Origin of the sequence: Candidatus Chordibacter forsetii (assembly GCF_964187505.1) — a bacterium.
Taxonomy (GTDB): domain Bacteria; phylum Verrucomicrobiota; class Verrucomicrobiia; order Opitutales; family Seribacteraceae; genus Chordibacter; species Chordibacter forsetii.
In genome coordinates, this window is sequence record NZ_CAXLML010000103.1 from 1 (window position 1) to 15,368 (window position 15,368).

Genomic DNA, 15,368 nt, shown 5'->3' on the forward strand with positions numbered 1-15,368 from the left:
TCCTCTATAATCCAAACCGATAGACATAAAAATAGATTTAAAATTCTATTGCCTGACGGGCAACAATTATGAAGATGGTTGAACCCCAATGAATCGATCAGTTGAAATCATTAATTCCTTACGAACTGGTATGGAAAATATGTTGAAAGAAGATAAAACTCGTAAAGTTAATAGCCTGCGCCTTTTCAGTTTCGACAAAAATAGAGTGTCTTTACGGATGGAATTAGTTGGTCAAGATAATGAAGTTCTTCCCATGGGAATGATTGATGTCGTCGAGTTTCCAACTGGAGAAAAACAGAAAGCAAGCTGTAACTGCCATATGACAGACCTGTCCACGGGCAAATCTGAAAAGTTAATTTTACGACTCCATAACCAAGACCAAAAAAAGATCGAATGTGCCAAGGTTTTTAATTTTTTCAGGAAAGTACTCAAGCTCCCTGAAACAACTGATGCAGTTCAACCGAGCCAATCCGAAAATTCTCTAAAGCCAACTTTAAATCAAAGCGTGGAGGAAGAGGGTATTGCTTTCCCACCAACCAACGGAAAGATCCCCGAGAGCCCTCGAGGTGCCCAATCGTAAATCCCCAACTTTTACCTGCGAAATAGTTCTTTCGCACTTACTTGTGTAAATGGGCCAAATTTTTTGAGAGCATCCATATTTATTCTGGTCGAATCTCCCACTACCGAAAATAAAATTGATTTGGCTTTGATTTTATCTTGGTAGAATTTTTCAAATTCATCAATCTTTGCTTTGCTCAGGTTTTTGAATCTGGATTCCCGAGGGTCGATCTCTAATCCAAGAGCGTCGACATCATAAACAAACTTGGGAATCGCCCGAGAAGTAATTGGGTTGGTACGATAAGCACTTAGCAGAGAAGCATGTGCGGATGACCAGCGTGTATTGCTCACTGGCATTTCTTTAAGTAAACCAATGAATGCATTCATTGCATCAATGGTTTTGTCCGCCTGGCAACCGATAGAACCGACCATAACATTTTCTTCGCCTGGCCGGGAAGGAGTGAAAAAACGAGCCCATGCTGAGTACGCTAATGCCCTTGCTTCGCGAAGTTCCTGAAAGACAAGACCAGCCATGCCACCACCAAAATATTCATTAAAAATTTGAATAGAGGGGGTGAGTGATTCGTCAAGTAGACCAGAGGGAAATTCAAATCGAACTTGAGCTTGAGCCATTTCCTTATGCAAAAAGTAAACTTGGTCTTTCTTAGTCTTTAACGAGCGGTCCGGTTCGACTTTTGCTGCTTTGTGCTGTGGTAGAACTCCGAGAAATGAGTTACGTATCCATTGTTCCACAATGTCGGGGGATTGAGGGCCAAAATAAAGTATGGATCGCGGAGACTCTACAGCCTGTTTGAGCAATTCGGACAAGCCTGAAGTAGTTGAATTGTTTAGGTCCGCATCTGAGGAACGTTTAAGATAGCGTGAGTTTTCTCCATAACGATGAAAGTGAGCCAGTGCATGGGTTAGGGCATTGGGATCTTTTTGTTCATCATCTCGCTCGGATAGAATAATGTCTTTAGTTTCATTCCAGGTTTCTTCAGATGTATTTGGGAATAGAAGGTGTGACTCAGCTAATTGTAGGGAGGACAGGAAATTTTCATCCAACCCATTGATGAAGAAACTGCTAAAATGTTCCTGGACTCCAAAACCGAAGTCAGTACCTAATTTATACCATTCAACTTTCAAATCCTCTGAGCTCATTTGTCTTGCACCTGCACGGTCAAGCATGCGCTTTGCAGTGGAAAGCATAGGTTGATGGTCAAAGCCAAGATCCATACGGACATCCAAGTTGAAAAGATCATTGAGTGGATTGAATGCGTAAATTAATCGAATTCCGGGAGAGATTTCTCGTACTGAAAAGTCTTTTTCTGGAACAAGAAATTTAGGCTGAAGTGGTTCGTAGGAAAGCTGATCAACTTCTTCCATAAATGCGGATCCCTTATCTGGATCGATGCTTAGTGGATCAATGGCCGGTTTTTCGATGGAGGGTAGGTCATGTTGGGCATCGATTCGAAAGCCGACCACATAATCTTTTCCGTAATATTTATTAGCTACACGAATAATGTCGGCTTTAGTTACCTGTTCCATTTCGGAGATTTCGTTCAAGGTAACATTCCAGTCAACAAACGCCAAAAAGGTATCCCGGAGCAATTCAACCCTTTGGTCGTTTTTCTCATAATTTTCTTTTTGTCGTTTTTTGAAATCATTGATTACCGCTTGCAAGGCCCAATTCTCAAAGTCTCCTTTTTTGACTCGTTCGATTTGTTGAAGAAGCAACTGTTCGACTGTTTCTAAACTTTGTCCATCTTTGGGAGTACCATAAAGAAAGTGGGCACCGAAATCATTAAGGTTTTGTGGGTAGCACCCTGCCGCCCGAACTTTTTGTTTTTCAACCAGGTCGAGATTGATCAAACCGGCCACTGCATTGTCGAGGATCATATCAATCAGGCGCAAAGTTGGGTAATCCGCGTGGTGCTTGGGTGCTGTACGAAAAGCAAGGACCACATGCTCTTCTCCCAAATACTCTACCTCTACGAATTCACGCCCTTTTAAGGGTTTTTCATTCCAAGATGGTTCGGGACGAAGTTTCTCGGGTCCACTCCATTTGCCAAAATACTTTTCTATGATGGCAAAAGTTGGCTCAGGATCGAGGTCTCCGGATAGGCAAATAGCCATATTTTGGGGGACATAATGGGTGGAGTAAAATTCTTCGATCGCATATATCGATGGATTTTTTAGGTGCTCGACGGTGCCTAGTGTGGATTGTTGACCATATGGGTGAACTTTAAAAAGTAGATTATTTACGGCACGGTAAATCAACCGATGCTTGTTATCGATCGCCCGATTTTTTTCTTCATAGACCGTTTCTAATTCCGTGTGAAATAAGCGAAAGACTGGTTGGGCAAATCGTTCGCTTTCAATTTTTGCCCAGTGTTCAAGCCGGTTGGCAGGTAAGTCAATTTTGTAAACGGTTTCCTCGTGCCAAGTGTGGGCATTTAATCCCTTTGCACCCATGTCACTGTATACACGGTCCATTTCGTTGGGGATTGCCAGTTTCGATGCCTCCGTGGATAGGGTATTGATTTGTCGGTAAATCTCATCTCGTTTTGTCTCGTTTTCTTCGGTGGCTCTTTGTTCGTATAACTCACTGATTTGTCGGAGCAGAGGTTCCTCCTTGGCAAAATTTTCCGTACCAAATGAGCGGGTACCTTTAAAAAGTAAATGCTCGAGGTAATGTGCCAGTCCCGTATTGGTTGAAGGATCGTGTTTACTTCCAGCCCGGGTAATGATTTCTGCATAAAAGCGAGGTTCTTCGGCATTGGGGCTGAGGTAAACGGTGAGGCCGTTGTCTAGGGTTTTTTGCAAAACTTGCATGGAAGATTGTTTTGTTTTAGAAGAGGGAGAATCAGGTTTCCCGGTTGGTGAGCAGGAGGTTAATATAGCAAGGGCAAAGAAGCTTCCCATTGTCCGGTGTAGAGTTGACTTCATAAAAAGGCTGGAAAAGGTAATGTTTTGAAAGATAATAAAGCTATAATTCTTATACCCTTAAACCAATGAAATTCAAATTTTACGAATACGAAAAATGTTCAACCTGTAAAAAAGCTCGCCTCTGGTTGGAGTCTCGGGGATTGGAATTCGAGCGTATACCCATTAGAGATAATCCGCCTAACAAAAAGGAATTGGCCAGGTTATTAAAAAGTCACGGCGGTGAACTAAAAAAACTTTTCAATACTTCAAGTAAAGATTACCGCGATCCTTCGATCAAAGAAGTAATCGGTGAAATAACAGATGATAAAGCTTTTGAGCTCTTGATCGGACAAGGTAACTTGGTTAAAAGACCCGTGCTCGTGGGAGAGGAATTGGTGCTCCAAGGATTTAAACCTGAGCAGTGGGAGCAGTCTTTGGGTTAAAGACTTATTTTTACCCCAAACCATCATATGATATTGAGTGTATAGAAGTATTTCTTTAGAGAGATCATTTGTAACGATGAGAAACTTAACTGATTTATGGAATGACCGAGTGAACGCTGGTTTGGTCGACGAGGTTTGTGCCCTTTATGCTAGAAGTGCCCGTTTGCTGGCGACTTTTGCTTCCAAGTCTATTGACAATCCAGAGGGTATTCGTGCTTACTTCGATGCATTTACCACCCGAGTGGGTGCGGGTGTTTCCTTTGATCAAGCAGGTACACTTCGTCAAGACATTGGGAATCAGAAATTTTTGTATACTGGAACTTACACCTTCTTTCATGGAGAAGGAGAAGCCCGCCAGGAATTTCCTGCCCGCTACACCTTCCTAGTTGATGAATCAAGCGATCCTAAGATTCTTCATCATCATTCTTCTGTAATTCCCCAACTCTAACTTACCTCCGTCATGCTGAGCCCTAAGCAAACTTTAGATACTTACTTTTTGGAAGCCCGACGCGACTTACTCGAAGTGGCAGCTCTGCTCGACCGGTACGATGAATCGGTTAGCCGGGAAGGTCATAATGCGAAGGATGAGAGTAAACTTGAATCCTTGAGGGAAGCCATGCAATTACTGGCTAATCCTGATCATACTAAATCAAATCGGGCGGAGCAATTGCTTACTCATTTCGCTAAAATTAACTGATTTTAAACCCCGCTTTTTCCTCATGCAGATCATTCAGCCACATTATCACGCCATAGCCCGCACCGCGCAGGATTATGAGCGAATGTCAATGTCTGGAGTTGTAGCGGTTTGTGAACCCGCTTTTTGGGCGGGGTTTGACCGCAGGCACCCGGAAACATTTATCGATTATTTTGCTCAGATTTCTGAATTTGAACCAACCCGTGCGGCTGAGTTTGGTATCCGTCATTTTTGCTGGGTTGCCGTAAATCCCAAAGAAGCAGAAAATGTGGAACTCACGAATGAAGTGCTCAAGCAAATGCCTGAGTTTCTGGATAAGCCAAATTGCCTGGGAGTAGGCGAGACTGGATTGCACAAATCCACGCCCAACGAGATAGCCGCACTCGAAGCCCATGTGGAAATGGCCATGAAGCATGATCAATTAGTCCTCATCCACACTCCTCATTTGTCAGACAAAGCTCATGGTACAAAAACCGTGCTTGAAGTATTGTCAGGGATGGATGTAAACCCTGATAAAATTTGGATCGATCATGTCGAGGAAGAGACAATTGAATGGGTATTGGATGCAGGTTATTGGGCGGGTATGACCCTGTACCCTGTTACCAAATGTAGCCCCCGCCGGGCGGTTGATATTTTAGAAAAATATCCTACAGAACGGTTATTAGTTAATTCCTCTGCGGACTGGGGCCCGAGCGATCCTTTTACCTTGCAGGAATGTATTGTCGAATATCGCCGTCGTGGACACGCGGTTCAAGAGGCAGTCGAGATTTTTCATAACAATCCTTGCCGTTTCTTAGGGCAAAATCCCAAGTGGGACATTAAACCTATTCGGATTACCGAGGAATAGTCCTCTTTCGATGCCATTTCAGCTTTACGATACATTCACCCGAGAGGTTCGGGAGATGTATGCTATGGATGGAGACACGGTACGTTTTTATTGCTGCGGCCCAACGGTCTATGGGCCTGCACATGTGGGTAATTTTCGAACATTTGTATTACAGGATGTCTTTCGACGGGTCCTGGAAACCAACGGTTTAAAGACCTACCATGTGCGTAACCTCACCGATGTGGATGACAAGACCATCCGTGAGTCTCAGGCAGAGGGGTTAAGCCTGGGGGAGTTTACGAATCGCTGGGCACAAAGGTTTCAAAAGGATTGTGAACTGCTTAATTTAATGATTCCACATGCTGAGCCTTCTGCAGTTGATCATATTCCCGAACAAATTTCCTTAATTGAAAGATTAATCGAAGCTGGGAATGCCTATCAGGCAAGCGATGGGTCAGTTTATTTTAAAGTCGAGGCTTTCGCTAAATACGGGAGGCTTTCGCGTCTTGCAGAACGTGAAATCACAACAAACGAAATTTCTCGGGAAACATCTGACGAGTATGAAAGGGATTCAGCAGCAGACTTTGCTCTTTGGAAAGCCCGTCAACAAGATGACGGAGAAAATTATTGGGAGTCTCCTTGGGGGCAGGGCCGTCCAGGTTGGCATATTGAATGTAGTGCCATGAGCATGAAGTATCTTGGAGAATCTTTCGACTTGCATTCGGGTGGCGTCGACTTGATTTTTCCTCACCACGAGAACGAAATTGCTCAAAGCGAGAGCGTTACTGGTAAGACCTTTGCACGTCATTGGTTTCATATAGCCCACTTGATGGTTGAGGGAACAAAGATGAGCAAGTCGCTGGGTAATTTATATACCCTGGATGACATTATTGACAGGGGATATGGCATCCAGGAAGTACGCTACCTGTTATTATCAGGGAGTTATCGGCAACCACTTAATTTTACTTTTGATTCCCTCAAGGCTGCTCAGAAGGCCATAAAAAAGTTAGCTGATTTTGCAAAGAAAATTGACAGCTCAGCTTCACCGCTCGGTTCATCTCTTGCAACTGAATTTGGTCCTTTTTTACCGGTACAACAAGCGATCCTGAAGGATATGAATACTTCGGATGCACTAGGGAAATTATTTGGATTGGTACGCGAGATATCTGAAGCCTTATCAAAAGGTAATTATGCAAACGGGGCAGGGGAGATAAATCGTTTACGAACAGGTTTTCGGTCAGTCCTTGATCTCTTTGGACTTAGGTTTTCCGAAGAAAAAGAAGAGGCAGTTCCAGCCGAAGTGAAGAAATGGGCAGAGCAAAGATGGCAAGCCAAGCAATCGAAAGACTGGACGGCCGCCGATCAATTTCGTGAAAAAATTCAACAAGCTGGGTGGGTGGTCAAAGACAGCAAGGACTCCTTTGAGTTGATCAAGGCTTAAACCTTACGATTATCAAAATATTCCAATGAGTGAATTAACTATTGAGCAAATCGGTTCTCGATCTTCCAAGTGGGGCGAAGGTCCTATCTTTTGGCAGGACCATCTATATTATGTGGATATCGAAGGACACGCTCTAATTAGGTTAGATACCCAAAGCGGGGTGGAAAAGATTTGGGACATGGACGAGAGAATAGGCACTGTGGTTCCCTGCCAGTCAGGTGATCTTCTGTGTGCGGGAGATTCGGGGATTTACCGCTTTAATCCCCTTGATGGATCAAAAATTAGCTTGGCGGATCCGGAAGCGGAAAAACGACCTGATAATCGTTTTAATGATGGAAAATGTGACCCAGGTGGAAGGTTTTGGGCGGGTACGATAAGTACGGTTAAAAAAACGGGAGATGCCAGCCTTTATCGGTTGGATCAATCTGGTAGTTTGAAACGAATGATCCCAGGAGTGACCAATTCGAATGGAATTTGTTGGGACCAAGAAAAAAAGCTTATGTACTACATTGATACTCCGACACAAAAGGTGACCGTATATGATTATGACCTTGCGAGTGGAAAGATCGAAAATTCCCGTATTGCAGTAGACTTTACCAAGTTTGGTATTGAGGGCTCTCCAGATGGGATGACCATGGACTCCGAGGGAATGCTCTGGGTGGCGATGTGTCACGGTGGAGCAGTTTTACAGGTAAATCCCGATACTGGAGAGCTTTTGCGGAAGGTCTTACTTCCCTGTGTTGAGACCACCGCCTGTACATTTGGTGGAAATCGCTTGGACCGATTGTTTGTTACTACCGGAATTCACAAAACTTTAGAAGAAGCAGGTGCAGGGCATGTATTTGTGGTCGATGGTTTGCATGCTCAGGGTACGCCAGCTCAACCTTACCACGGTTAAATGAACGAAATGAAATTTGATATTTCAAATATATTTGAAATATCAAATTATTCAGTCTAGGCAAAAAAAAGTCTCATGGCCGGTTCTTCATTTCTATAAAAAATATATGTCAAAAATGGGTATGCTACCGTCAATAATACATATTTCTAATATTCAGTTAATCTGCTAATATCATAACAATGAGTTTTTCACTAAAGAATAAAGTTGCTCTCATAACCGGAAGCACAAGAGGATTGGGTTTGGGAATAGCTGAGTGTTTGGCAGATGCCGGGGCCAAATTGGCGCTCAATTACCATGGTAATCGAGAGGTTGCTGAAAAAGCACGGGAGTCTCTTCAATCTAGGGGAGCTCATGTCATGGTGGTTCGGGCAGATGTCACCGATCAAGAGCAGGTTAGTTCGATGGTTGAGGCGGTGGAGGAAAAATTTGGATCGGTCGATGTAATTGTGCCTAATGCCACGGGACCACAGCCTCAAAAACCAATCGAGGAGTACGATTCCGACTTCTATCGTGAGATGTACGATTTTTTTGTCCTCAGTCCATTTTTACTTGCCCAATCTGCATTGCCGGGAATGAAAAAGCGTAAATGGGGTAGAATAATAAATATCACCAGTGAAGTATTTCATGCGTCCGTTCCGCAGTTTACTGCTTATGTTGCGGCGAAGGGCGGGCAGATTGGATGGAGTCGGAGTTTATCCGTGGAACTTGCGTCCACTGGAATAACCGTAAACACGGTAGCTCCTGGGTGGATACCCACCGATCGACATGTTGATGATCCGCAGGAAGATAAGGATGCATATTTAAGTAGCATCCCAATGGGTCGTTGGGGATCTCCCAAGGATGTTGGACAGGCGGTAAGGTATTTTGCTTCCGATGAAGCCTCTTTTGTTACCGGCCAAACCCTTTGTGTAAATGGTGGACGAACTCCTTGGTAATCCTTGACCGATTTGACTCCTGCCTTCTTTATTTAATTCGATGAATATTAAAAAATCCCTTTCACTATTCTTTCTTTCCTATTTGCTCGTTCTTTTGAGCGGTTGTGGTGGAGAAAACCACTCAGAATTAGAAAAAGCTTCCGATGTTCCAACATTCGCCTATGTGACTAATGGAATTGATCCCTTTTGGGATTTATGTGCCGCTGGTGTGCGTATTGCTGAAAAAGAATTTGGCGTACAATGCGAAGTGTTGATGCCTCCTAAAGGAGTGGTCGATCAAAAACGGATGATGGAAGCTATGCTTGCCAAAGGTGTAGATGGAGTTGCGGTGAGTCCGATTGATGCGGAGAACCAAACTCCTTTTCTTAATGAAGTTGGGCAAAATACTATTTTAATCACTCAGGATGCGGATGCTCCTAAAAGCGACCGTCTTGTTTACATCGGAACAAATAATTATAAAGCTGGAAGAGCTCTCGGTAGCTTGGTTAAAAAAGCCATTCCGGGGGGTGGGGAAGTGATGATTTTTGTGGGGCGATTGGAACAACTCAATGCACGCCAACGCCGGCAGGGAGTGATCGATGAATTATTAAACCGACCAATGCAGAAGCTCGACCAAGTGAAGTTCGATCCAGTGGATGCTTCGGACTTAAAGGCTGAAGGATCAAAATACATAGTTTTGGACACGCGCACTGATAATTTTGACAAAGCCAAGGCTAAGAGCAATGCCGAGGATTCCATGACCAAGTATAAAAATTTAAAATGTATGGTCGGTTTGTTTGCTTACAATCCTCCCGCTTGTATTGATGCGATTAGGGAGGCAAATAAACAAAATCAAATCAAGGTTTGTGGCTTTGATGAGCAGGATGCAACCCTGCAGGCAATTCTTGACGGAAATGCCCATGGGACGATCAGTCAACAACCTTGGGAGTATGGGTATGAATCGATTAAAATGCTCAAGTCTATTCATGAAGGAAAGCAGCCCGATGCCCAATATTTTGAACTACCTTTTCTTGTAGTTGACCGAAGCAATGTGGAAGAGTTTTGGACCAAGAAGAAAGAAATGGCTGCATTGGGTAAGCAACAATAAGGATGGACGAAACCTCCAGCCCCTTGCTTGAGGTAAGCGGATTACAAAAAAGTTTCCCTGGGGTACTCGCTCTTCGGGGGGTGTCTCTCCACTTACAAAAAGGCGAGGTTCTTGCCCTAATCGGAGAAAATGGAGCAGGTAAAAGCACATTGATGAAAATCTTAGCTGGGGTTCAACCAGCTGACGAAGGCGAGTTTCTTGTATGTGGCAAAAAGGTTTCCTTCCGTAATGTAAACGACGCGATGGATGAGGGAATCGCTTTAATTCATCAGGAACTCAATTTGTGTGGGAACCTCGACTTGGCAGCCAATGTTTTTCTTGGGCGCGAACCGACGAAGGCTGGCCTTATTGATGAATCGGAAATACGTAGGCAGACTGAAAAGTTTCTTTCTCAGGTTGGGCTTGATCTCCCTGTTGATACGCTTGCCGGATCGATACCGATTGGTAAGCAACAATTGGTTGAAATTGCCAAAGCTTTATCTTGTAACGCCCGTGTGCTGATAATGGACGAGCCTACGAGTAGTCTTTCGCAAAAAGAAACGGAAACTCTCTTTAAGGTGGTTAAGAATTTGCGGTCCAAGGGAATAAGTGTGATTTACATTTCCCACCGTCTTGGAGAGGTCAAGGAATTGGCTGATCGGGTAACCGTTTTTCGTGATGGAGAAAATGCGGGAGAATTAATGCAGGATCAGATTGATCACGATAATATGGTCAAACTTATGGTTGGTCGCGAATTAAGTGAATTTTACGACCGGCAAGTCCATCGTCCCGGTAAGCCTGTTATATCCCTTAAAGATTTACGCTGTCCATCTTACCCCCAGCATCCTTTGTCCCTAAAAGTCTCTGAAGGTGAAATTGTAGGAGTTGCTGGTTTGGTAGGTGCAGGTAGAACAGAACTTTTACAAACTATTTTTGGGGTAACTCCAGCCCTGGGTGGTTCCTTGGAAATTAGTGGAGAAGTGAAAGAAATTCGAAATCCAAGAGCTGCAATTTCTGAAGGTATTGCTCTGGCTCCAGAAGATCGAAAACAACACGGTTTGGTCCTGCCCATGTCGGTACGTGAAAATAGTAGCTTACCAAGTTTACAAAGAGATGCGTCGCGTGGATGGTTGAATGAAAATGCAGAACGGGCGGTCACCCAAAATGCGGTAAAATCGATGAAGATCAAAACACCCAATTTCGAACAGATGGCGAGGTTTCTTTCCGGAGGAAATCAGCAAAAAATTGTTTTGGGAAAATGGTTAGCGATGTCTCCTAAATTATTGCTGTTGGATGAACCGACACGCGGGATAGATGTCGGAGCGAAAAGAGAAATTTACAAACTGATGGAGAAACTGGCAGGAGAGGGCATGGCCATTCTCTTTGTTTCCAGTGAGATGGAAGAGGTCTTGGGCATGGCTGATCGGGCCTATGTTATGCACGAGGGTCAAATATCTGGTGAACTTAGTCGGGATCAATTGAGCGAGAAAGCAATCATGAACTTGGCAACCGGTAATTTGGTGGCGGCCTAATTTAATAAGTTTATATGAAAAAAAATGTACTTGGTATCTTTATTCTCTTGGTTGCAATCTTTGTGATCACGGCAGTAATCAATCCTAAATTCCTCAACGCATACAACATGCAAAACTTGATCAAATGGTCGAGTTTGTACGCAGTGATGAGCCTGGGAGTTGCCTTTGTTATTATAACGGGCGGTATTGATCTCTCTATCGGGTCAGTCGTTGGCTTGGTCTCGGTGGTCTTATCAATCTGCCTTAAACTGGAAGGGATGGACCCTTGGAGTGCTATAGGAATCACCTTGGTACTATCTTTGGGAATTGGTTTGCTTCACGGACTTTTAATAACCAAGGCAAAAGTCCAGCCGTTTGTTGTAACCCTATGTGGATTATTGGTCTACCGAAGTATGGGTCGCTGGCTTACCGACAACCAGTCGATTGGACCAATGCCATACGAAGATGATGCCGGGTATAAAAACTTAGAACAAATACAGGGCCTTGATTTTCTGTTTAGTGGAAAGATTGCTTTGGGATCGTTTAACCTTCCCACACCTGCTCTTTTTATATTGGTTCTTTCCATTGCCGCTGCGGTGTTTTTGCGTCGTACCATTTGGGGGCGCTACCTTTTTGCTTTGGGTAATAACGAGGAAGGTACTCGGTATAGCGGCATTAATACGGACAGGATGAAAATACTCGCCTATGTGCTCTGCTCCTTGTTTGCCGGAATCGCGGGGATTCTTTTCGCTTTCGAATTGGATTCTGTCCAACCTGCTCAAACGGGCGAATTTTACGAACTCTATGCAATTGCCGCTGCGGTGCTGGGTGGATGTAGTTTGCGGGGAGGAGAGGGTTCGGTCTTGGGTGTGGTCATTGCGGCTGCAGTTATTCGATTGATTTATAATTCCATAAATATGGTCGGTATATCGACACACCTCGAATTTGGCATTCTCGGGTTGGTGATTCTTCTGGGTGTCATCGGGGATGAATTCCTCAAGAAAGCGGTGGCCCGTAAACAGGCCGCCCAAAAAACCTAATTTTATTTATCCGAATGTCCGAGGTCTCGACCCGGACAAATAAGATCACGGATTCTTTGCTTTAACTCTTTAGGTTGTGGAAACCCAGAATCTAACTTTCGGCACCAAACGGGTTTATCATTCAACCATACCTGAAAGATTCCTGCTGTTTCTTTCACTGGTTCCAGGGAAACGGAACCGATTTCTTGAGCAAAGGTAATCAGCACTTCTTGAGCGAGCCAAGTTGCTCGGAGCATCCATCCGCAACCAGGACAATATCGAATTCGTAGGATGGGTTGTTTTGTGGGTTCGATTGAATCTTCCTTTGTCATTGCAAAATAGCTATTGTGGAGAATTAGCAAAGTGCAAGAATGGAGTTTGCTGATATTGGCTTTGGGGACTCTACAAGCTACCTTTTGGAAAATGAAGGTATTTGGCTTGGCTGGTCATTCCAGTTGCCAACACTCAATGGGTTGGTTTGATAAATAAGTTATGAAATTTATTGGAATCGACGTTGGTACATCCTCGATCAAGGCCTTATTGGTTGATTCATCCGGTAAAGTCCTTGCTAGCAGTAACCCGGAGTATCCGTTTCAAACACCTGCTCCCTTGCAAGCCGAAACAGACCCGGAGGTTTGGTGGGAGGCCACCTGTAAGGCATTAAAAGAATTATTAAAGGATGTGAAATCCGAATCTATTGCCGGGATAGGATTAACTGGACAAATGCACGGCTTGGTCATCCTTGATGCTCATGGACAAGTTCTTCGTCCATGTATCATGTGGAATGATCAGCGTTCTTTTAAGGAGTGTGAAGAGATGACCGAGCTTTTAGGTGAAGCTGAAGTTTTGCGTCTTACAGGTAACCCAATCCTTGCTGGTTTCACCGCTCCCAAATTACGCTGGGTTGAAAAGAATGAACCAGAAGTGTTTTCCAAGATTTCCAAAGTACTTTTACCCAAGGATTATATTCGCTATCGATTGACTGGAGAATTTTTCTCCGAAGTATCAGACGCATCAGGCACATCCATGCTTAATGTAGGAGAGAGAAAATGGTCGGACGAAATCCTTTCGGGGATGGGTTGGTCAAAAGATTGGTTGCCAGAACTTACTGAATCTACGATTGCATCGACCAAGATTTCCCCAGATGCAAGCTCTCAAACTGGTTTATTCATAGGCACCCCAGTTATCGCGGGTGGTGGAGACCAGGCGGCTCAAGCCGTTGGTTGCGGAATAGTTAGGGAAGGTATGGTTTCGGCAACTCTTGGTACAAGTGGGGTCGTTTTTGCTCAGAGCAATCAGTACCGTGTGGAACCAGAGGGGAAGTTGCATGCATTTTGTCATGCCGTTCCTGGTAAATGGCATTTAATGGGAGTGATGTTGTCAGCGGCTGGTTCCTTCCAGTGGTATAAAAATCAATTGGGCAGAGAGGAACAATCCATCGAGAATGGGGGAGGGGAGAATGCATATGAAATACTTACTCGATCTGCAGAACAAGTGGCTGTGGGGTGCGAAGGTTTGGTTTTCCTTCCCTATTTGTCTGGCGAGCGAACACCCCATCCGGATCCACATGCCCGGGGTGCTTTTGTAGGTTTGACTTTACGGCACAGCAAAGCCCATCTCACTCGTGCCGTTTTGGAAGGAGTAAGCTATGGATTAAAAGATTCGCTTTCCTTAATGCAGGAACTGGGCATTCGCCCTGACAAAGTAATTTTATCTGGCGGTGGGGCTAGGTCGTCCCTATGGAAACAAATGTTGGCCGATATTTTTGAATCACCCTGTTCCTTGGTCAATGCAAGGGAGGGAGCTGCTTATGGTGCCGCATTGCTGGCCTCGGTCGGATGCGACCACTTTTCTTCAGTTGAGGAGGCCTCTGATTCATGGATTAAAGAGACCGAGCTTGTGGAGATAAGTTCAAATCCTTCAAAGTATCATAAAAACTATAAGATTTATCAGAATCTTTATCCTCGGCTCAAAGAATCCTTTAGGGAATTATCTGCAGAATGAATCTTGTTAATAGCAATAATCAGGGAGGTGAAATCTATGAAACCGCTCGCTCCCTTGGAGAGTATTTACTTTTTCACTATGGATCGGAGGAAGAACAGTTTCCCTGGCCTGGCGGTCCCAAAGATGCCCTTGATTTTGCCCGTCGAAGTGTAGAGGAATTGATCGATACATCCATGTCAATCGGGCAAGCATTAGACCTTGGATGTGCGGTGGGGAAAAGTAGTTTTGTTTTGGCTAATATCTCCGGTCAAGTTCTGGGTATCGATTATTCAGAATCCTTCATTGGTGCTGCTAACAGCCTGGTGCAATCGGGATCACTTAGTTATCAGTACCATGAAGAGGGAAGTAGGTGGAAAGATGCATCGGTAAAAATAGCTGATCTTCCGTCCAACCTAACTTTCGAGGTTGGAGATGCGTGCAATTTACGAAAAGACCTTGGGCACTTCGATGTCGTCCATGCGGCCAATCTACTTTGTCGCTTGCCCGACCCTTTATCCTTACTCGACCGACTTCCCGATCTTGTAAACCCAGGTGGCCATTTAATCCTTACCACTCCTTTTACCTGGCTTGAGGAATTCACTTCTCCTGAAAAGTGGTTGGAGGAAGGAGATTCGGCATCCGCATTAAAGAATATTCTTGAAGAACACTTTGATTTAGAAATGGAAAAAAACTTACCTTTTCTTATTCGTGAACATCGTAGAAAATTTCAATACAGCCTGGCCTTAGGTATGAGATGGAAAAGAAAACGTGACTCATGAACATTGCCGATTTTCTTTCTTTAATTGAAAAAGAAAATGAGCCTTTTGGAGATTTGTCATCACCTTTGCAGGCCCTTTGGTGGGCAAAAAAAGGATATTGGGAGAACGCTCACGAATTAGCCCAGAGTGCGGGGTCGGTTGAAGGAGACTGGGTGCATGCTTATTTGCATCGCGAGGAGGGGGATTTAGGTAACGCGGCATATTGGTATGCCCGTGCAGGCAAACCTGTGTGTCGCTCGAGCTTGTCTGTAGAGTGGGAAGAGATGGTTAAAGAATTACTCAAGTAA

Annotated in this window: 16 protein-coding genes; 14 read left to right on the top strand and 2 right to left on the bottom strand. The window is 44.2% G+C overall.

The window, feature by feature from the left end; translation table 11 throughout:
• Positions 1 to 88 precede the first annotated feature (88 nt).
• Positions 89 to 580 (top strand): hypothetical protein, encoded by a 492-nt coding sequence (locus ACKPQ4_RS04775; RefSeq protein ID WP_407680066.1) that lies wholly within the window; start codon positions 89 to 91, stop codon positions 578 to 580.
• A gap of 11 nt (positions 581 to 591) precedes the next feature.
• Here the strand turns inward: ACKPQ4_RS04775 and ACKPQ4_RS04780 are convergent, their stop codons facing one another.
• Positions 592 to 3,483, bottom strand: coding sequence for a M16 family metallopeptidase (locus ACKPQ4_RS04780; protein WP_407680067.1), 2,892 nt, complete (start codon positions 3,481 to 3,483; stop codon positions 592 to 594).
• Positions 3,484 to 3,572: 89 nt separating this feature from the next.
• On the opposite strand from ACKPQ4_RS04780, the gene ACKPQ4_RS04785 reads away from it, so the two are divergent.
• From ACKPQ4_RS04785 to ACKPQ4_RS04830, 10 genes are all read left to right on the top strand, one after another.
• A complete protein-coding gene (locus tag ACKPQ4_RS04785; protein ID WP_407680068.1) occupies positions 3,573 to 3,929 on the top strand; it encodes a Spx/MgsR family RNA polymerase-binding regulatory protein in 357 nt (118 codons plus the stop codon).
• A gap of 76 nt (positions 3,930 to 4,005) precedes the next feature.
• Positions 4,006 to 4,377, top strand: coding sequence for a hypothetical protein (locus ACKPQ4_RS04790; protein ID WP_407680069.1), 372 nt, complete (start codon positions 4,006 to 4,008; stop codon positions 4,375 to 4,377).
• A gap of 12 nt (positions 4,378 to 4,389) precedes the next feature.
• Positions 4,390 to 4,626: a hypothetical protein gene (locus tag ACKPQ4_RS04795; RefSeq protein ID WP_407680070.1), complete on the top strand. Its 237-nt coding sequence runs from the start codon at positions 4,390 to 4,392 to the stop codon at positions 4,624 to 4,626.
• Positions 4,627 to 4,648: 22 nt separating this feature from the next.
• Positions 4,649 to 5,470, top strand: coding sequence for a TatD family hydrolase (locus ACKPQ4_RS04800; RefSeq protein WP_407680071.1), 822 nt, complete (start codon positions 4,649 to 4,651; stop codon positions 5,468 to 5,470).
• 10 nt (positions 5,471 to 5,480) lie between these two features.
• Positions 5,481 to 6,890, top strand: coding sequence for a cysteine--tRNA ligase (gene cysS, locus ACKPQ4_RS04805; RefSeq protein WP_407680072.1), 1,410 nt, complete (start codon positions 5,481 to 5,483; stop codon positions 6,888 to 6,890).
• A 25-nt stretch (positions 6,891 to 6,915) separates the two neighbouring features.
• Positions 6,916 to 7,788 carry an SMP-30/gluconolactonase/LRE family protein gene (locus ACKPQ4_RS04810; RefSeq protein ID WP_407680073.1) on the top strand — a complete coding sequence of 291 codons (873 nt, stop codon included), beginning with the start codon at positions 6,916 to 6,918 and terminating at the stop codon, positions 7,786 to 7,788.
• Between the two features lie 179 nt (positions 7,789 to 7,967).
• Positions 7,968 to 8,723, top strand: a complete 756-nt coding sequence (locus tag ACKPQ4_RS04815; protein WP_407680074.1) for an SDR family NAD(P)-dependent oxidoreductase — start codon at positions 7,968 to 7,970, stop codon at positions 8,721 to 8,723.
• 40 nt (positions 8,724 to 8,763) lie between these two features.
• Positions 8,764 to 9,810, top strand: coding sequence for a sugar-binding protein (locus ACKPQ4_RS04820; RefSeq protein ID WP_407680075.1), 1,047 nt, complete (start codon positions 8,764 to 8,766; stop codon positions 9,808 to 9,810).
• A gap of 2 nt (positions 9,811 to 9,812) precedes the next feature.
• A complete protein-coding gene (locus ACKPQ4_RS04825) occupies positions 9,813 to 11,321 on the top strand; it encodes a sugar ABC transporter ATP-binding protein (protein WP_407680076.1) in 1,509 nt (502 codons plus the stop codon).
• A 14-nt stretch (positions 11,322 to 11,335) separates the two neighbouring features.
• The gene (locus ACKPQ4_RS04830; RefSeq protein WP_407680077.1) at positions 11,336 to 12,340 is read left to right on the top strand and encodes an ABC transporter permease; all 1,005 of its coding nucleotides are present in this window, start codon (positions 11,336 to 11,338) and stop codon (positions 12,338 to 12,340) included.
• A gap of 2 nt (positions 12,341 to 12,342) precedes the next feature.
• Here ACKPQ4_RS04830 and ACKPQ4_RS04835 read toward each other — a convergent pair whose 3' ends face one another.
• Positions 12,343 to 12,651, bottom strand: a complete 309-nt coding sequence (locus ACKPQ4_RS04835) for a SelT/SelW/SelH family protein (protein ID WP_407680078.1) — start codon at positions 12,649 to 12,651, stop codon at positions 12,343 to 12,345.
• 160 nt (positions 12,652 to 12,811) lie between these two features.
• On the opposite strand from ACKPQ4_RS04835, the gene xylB reads away from it, so the two are divergent.
• The 3 genes from xylB to ACKPQ4_RS04850 are packed head-to-tail and all read left to right on the top strand — an operon-like array spanning position 12,812 to position 15,368.
• Positions 12,812 to 14,323: a xylulokinase gene (gene xylB / locus ACKPQ4_RS04840; protein ID WP_407680079.1), complete on the top strand. Its 1,512-nt coding sequence runs from the start codon at positions 12,812 to 12,814 to the stop codon at positions 14,321 to 14,323.
• Entirely contained in the window at positions 14,320 to 15,081 is a 762-nt protein-coding gene (locus tag ACKPQ4_RS04845) for a putative 4-mercaptohistidine N1-methyltransferase (RefSeq protein WP_407680080.1), read from the top strand. The genes xylB and ACKPQ4_RS04845 overlap by 4 nt, the downstream gene beginning before the upstream one ends.
• A complete protein-coding gene (locus ACKPQ4_RS04850) occupies positions 15,078 to 15,368 on the top strand; it encodes a hypothetical protein (RefSeq protein ID WP_407680081.1) in 291 nt (96 codons plus the stop codon). The genes ACKPQ4_RS04845 and ACKPQ4_RS04850 overlap by 4 nt, the downstream gene beginning before the upstream one ends.

Bases quoted from the DNA above. Each gene is read 5' to 3' on its own strand.
- ACKPQ4_RS04775 (WP_407680066.1), top strand. From the start codon at position 89: ATGAATCGATCAGTTGAAATCATTAATTCCTTACGAACTGGTATGGAA.
- ACKPQ4_RS04780 (WP_407680067.1), bottom strand. From the start codon at position 3,483: ATGGGAAGCTTCTTTGCCCTTGCTATATTAACCTCCTGCTCACCAACC.
- ACKPQ4_RS04785 (WP_407680068.1), top strand. From the start codon at position 3,573: ATGAAATTCAAATTTTACGAATACGAAAAATGTTCAACCTGTAAAAAA.
- ACKPQ4_RS04790 (WP_407680069.1), top strand. From the start codon at position 4,006: ATGAGAAACTTAACTGATTTATGGAATGACCGAGTGAACGCTGGTTTG.
- ACKPQ4_RS04795 (WP_407680070.1), top strand. From the start codon at position 4,390: ATGCTGAGCCCTAAGCAAACTTTAGATACTTACTTTTTGGAAGCCCGA.
- ACKPQ4_RS04800 (WP_407680071.1), top strand. From the start codon at position 4,649: ATGCAGATCATTCAGCCACATTATCACGCCATAGCCCGCACCGCGCAG.
- cysS (WP_407680072.1), top strand. From the start codon at position 5,481: ATGCCATTTCAGCTTTACGATACATTCACCCGAGAGGTTCGGGAGATG.
- ACKPQ4_RS04810 (WP_407680073.1), top strand. From the start codon at position 6,916: ATGAGTGAATTAACTATTGAGCAAATCGGTTCTCGATCTTCCAAGTGG.
- ACKPQ4_RS04815 (WP_407680074.1), top strand. From the start codon at position 7,968: ATGAGTTTTTCACTAAAGAATAAAGTTGCTCTCATAACCGGAAGCACA.
- ACKPQ4_RS04820 (WP_407680075.1), top strand. From the start codon at position 8,764: ATGAATATTAAAAAATCCCTTTCACTATTCTTTCTTTCCTATTTGCTC.
- ACKPQ4_RS04825 (WP_407680076.1), top strand. From the start codon at position 9,813: ATGGACGAAACCTCCAGCCCCTTGCTTGAGGTAAGCGGATTACAAAAA.
- ACKPQ4_RS04830 (WP_407680077.1), top strand. From the start codon at position 11,336: ATGAAAAAAAATGTACTTGGTATCTTTATTCTCTTGGTTGCAATCTTT.
- ACKPQ4_RS04835 (WP_407680078.1), bottom strand. From the start codon at position 12,651: ATGACAAAGGAAGATTCAATCGAACCCACAAAACAACCCATCCTACGA.
- xylB (WP_407680079.1), top strand. From the start codon at position 12,812: ATGAAATTTATTGGAATCGACGTTGGTACATCCTCGATCAAGGCCTTA.
- ACKPQ4_RS04845 (WP_407680080.1), top strand. From the start codon at position 14,320: ATGAATCTTGTTAATAGCAATAATCAGGGAGGTGAAATCTATGAAACC.
- ACKPQ4_RS04850 (WP_407680081.1), top strand. From the start codon at position 15,078: ATGAACATTGCCGATTTTCTTTCTTTAATTGAAAAAGAAAATGAGCCT.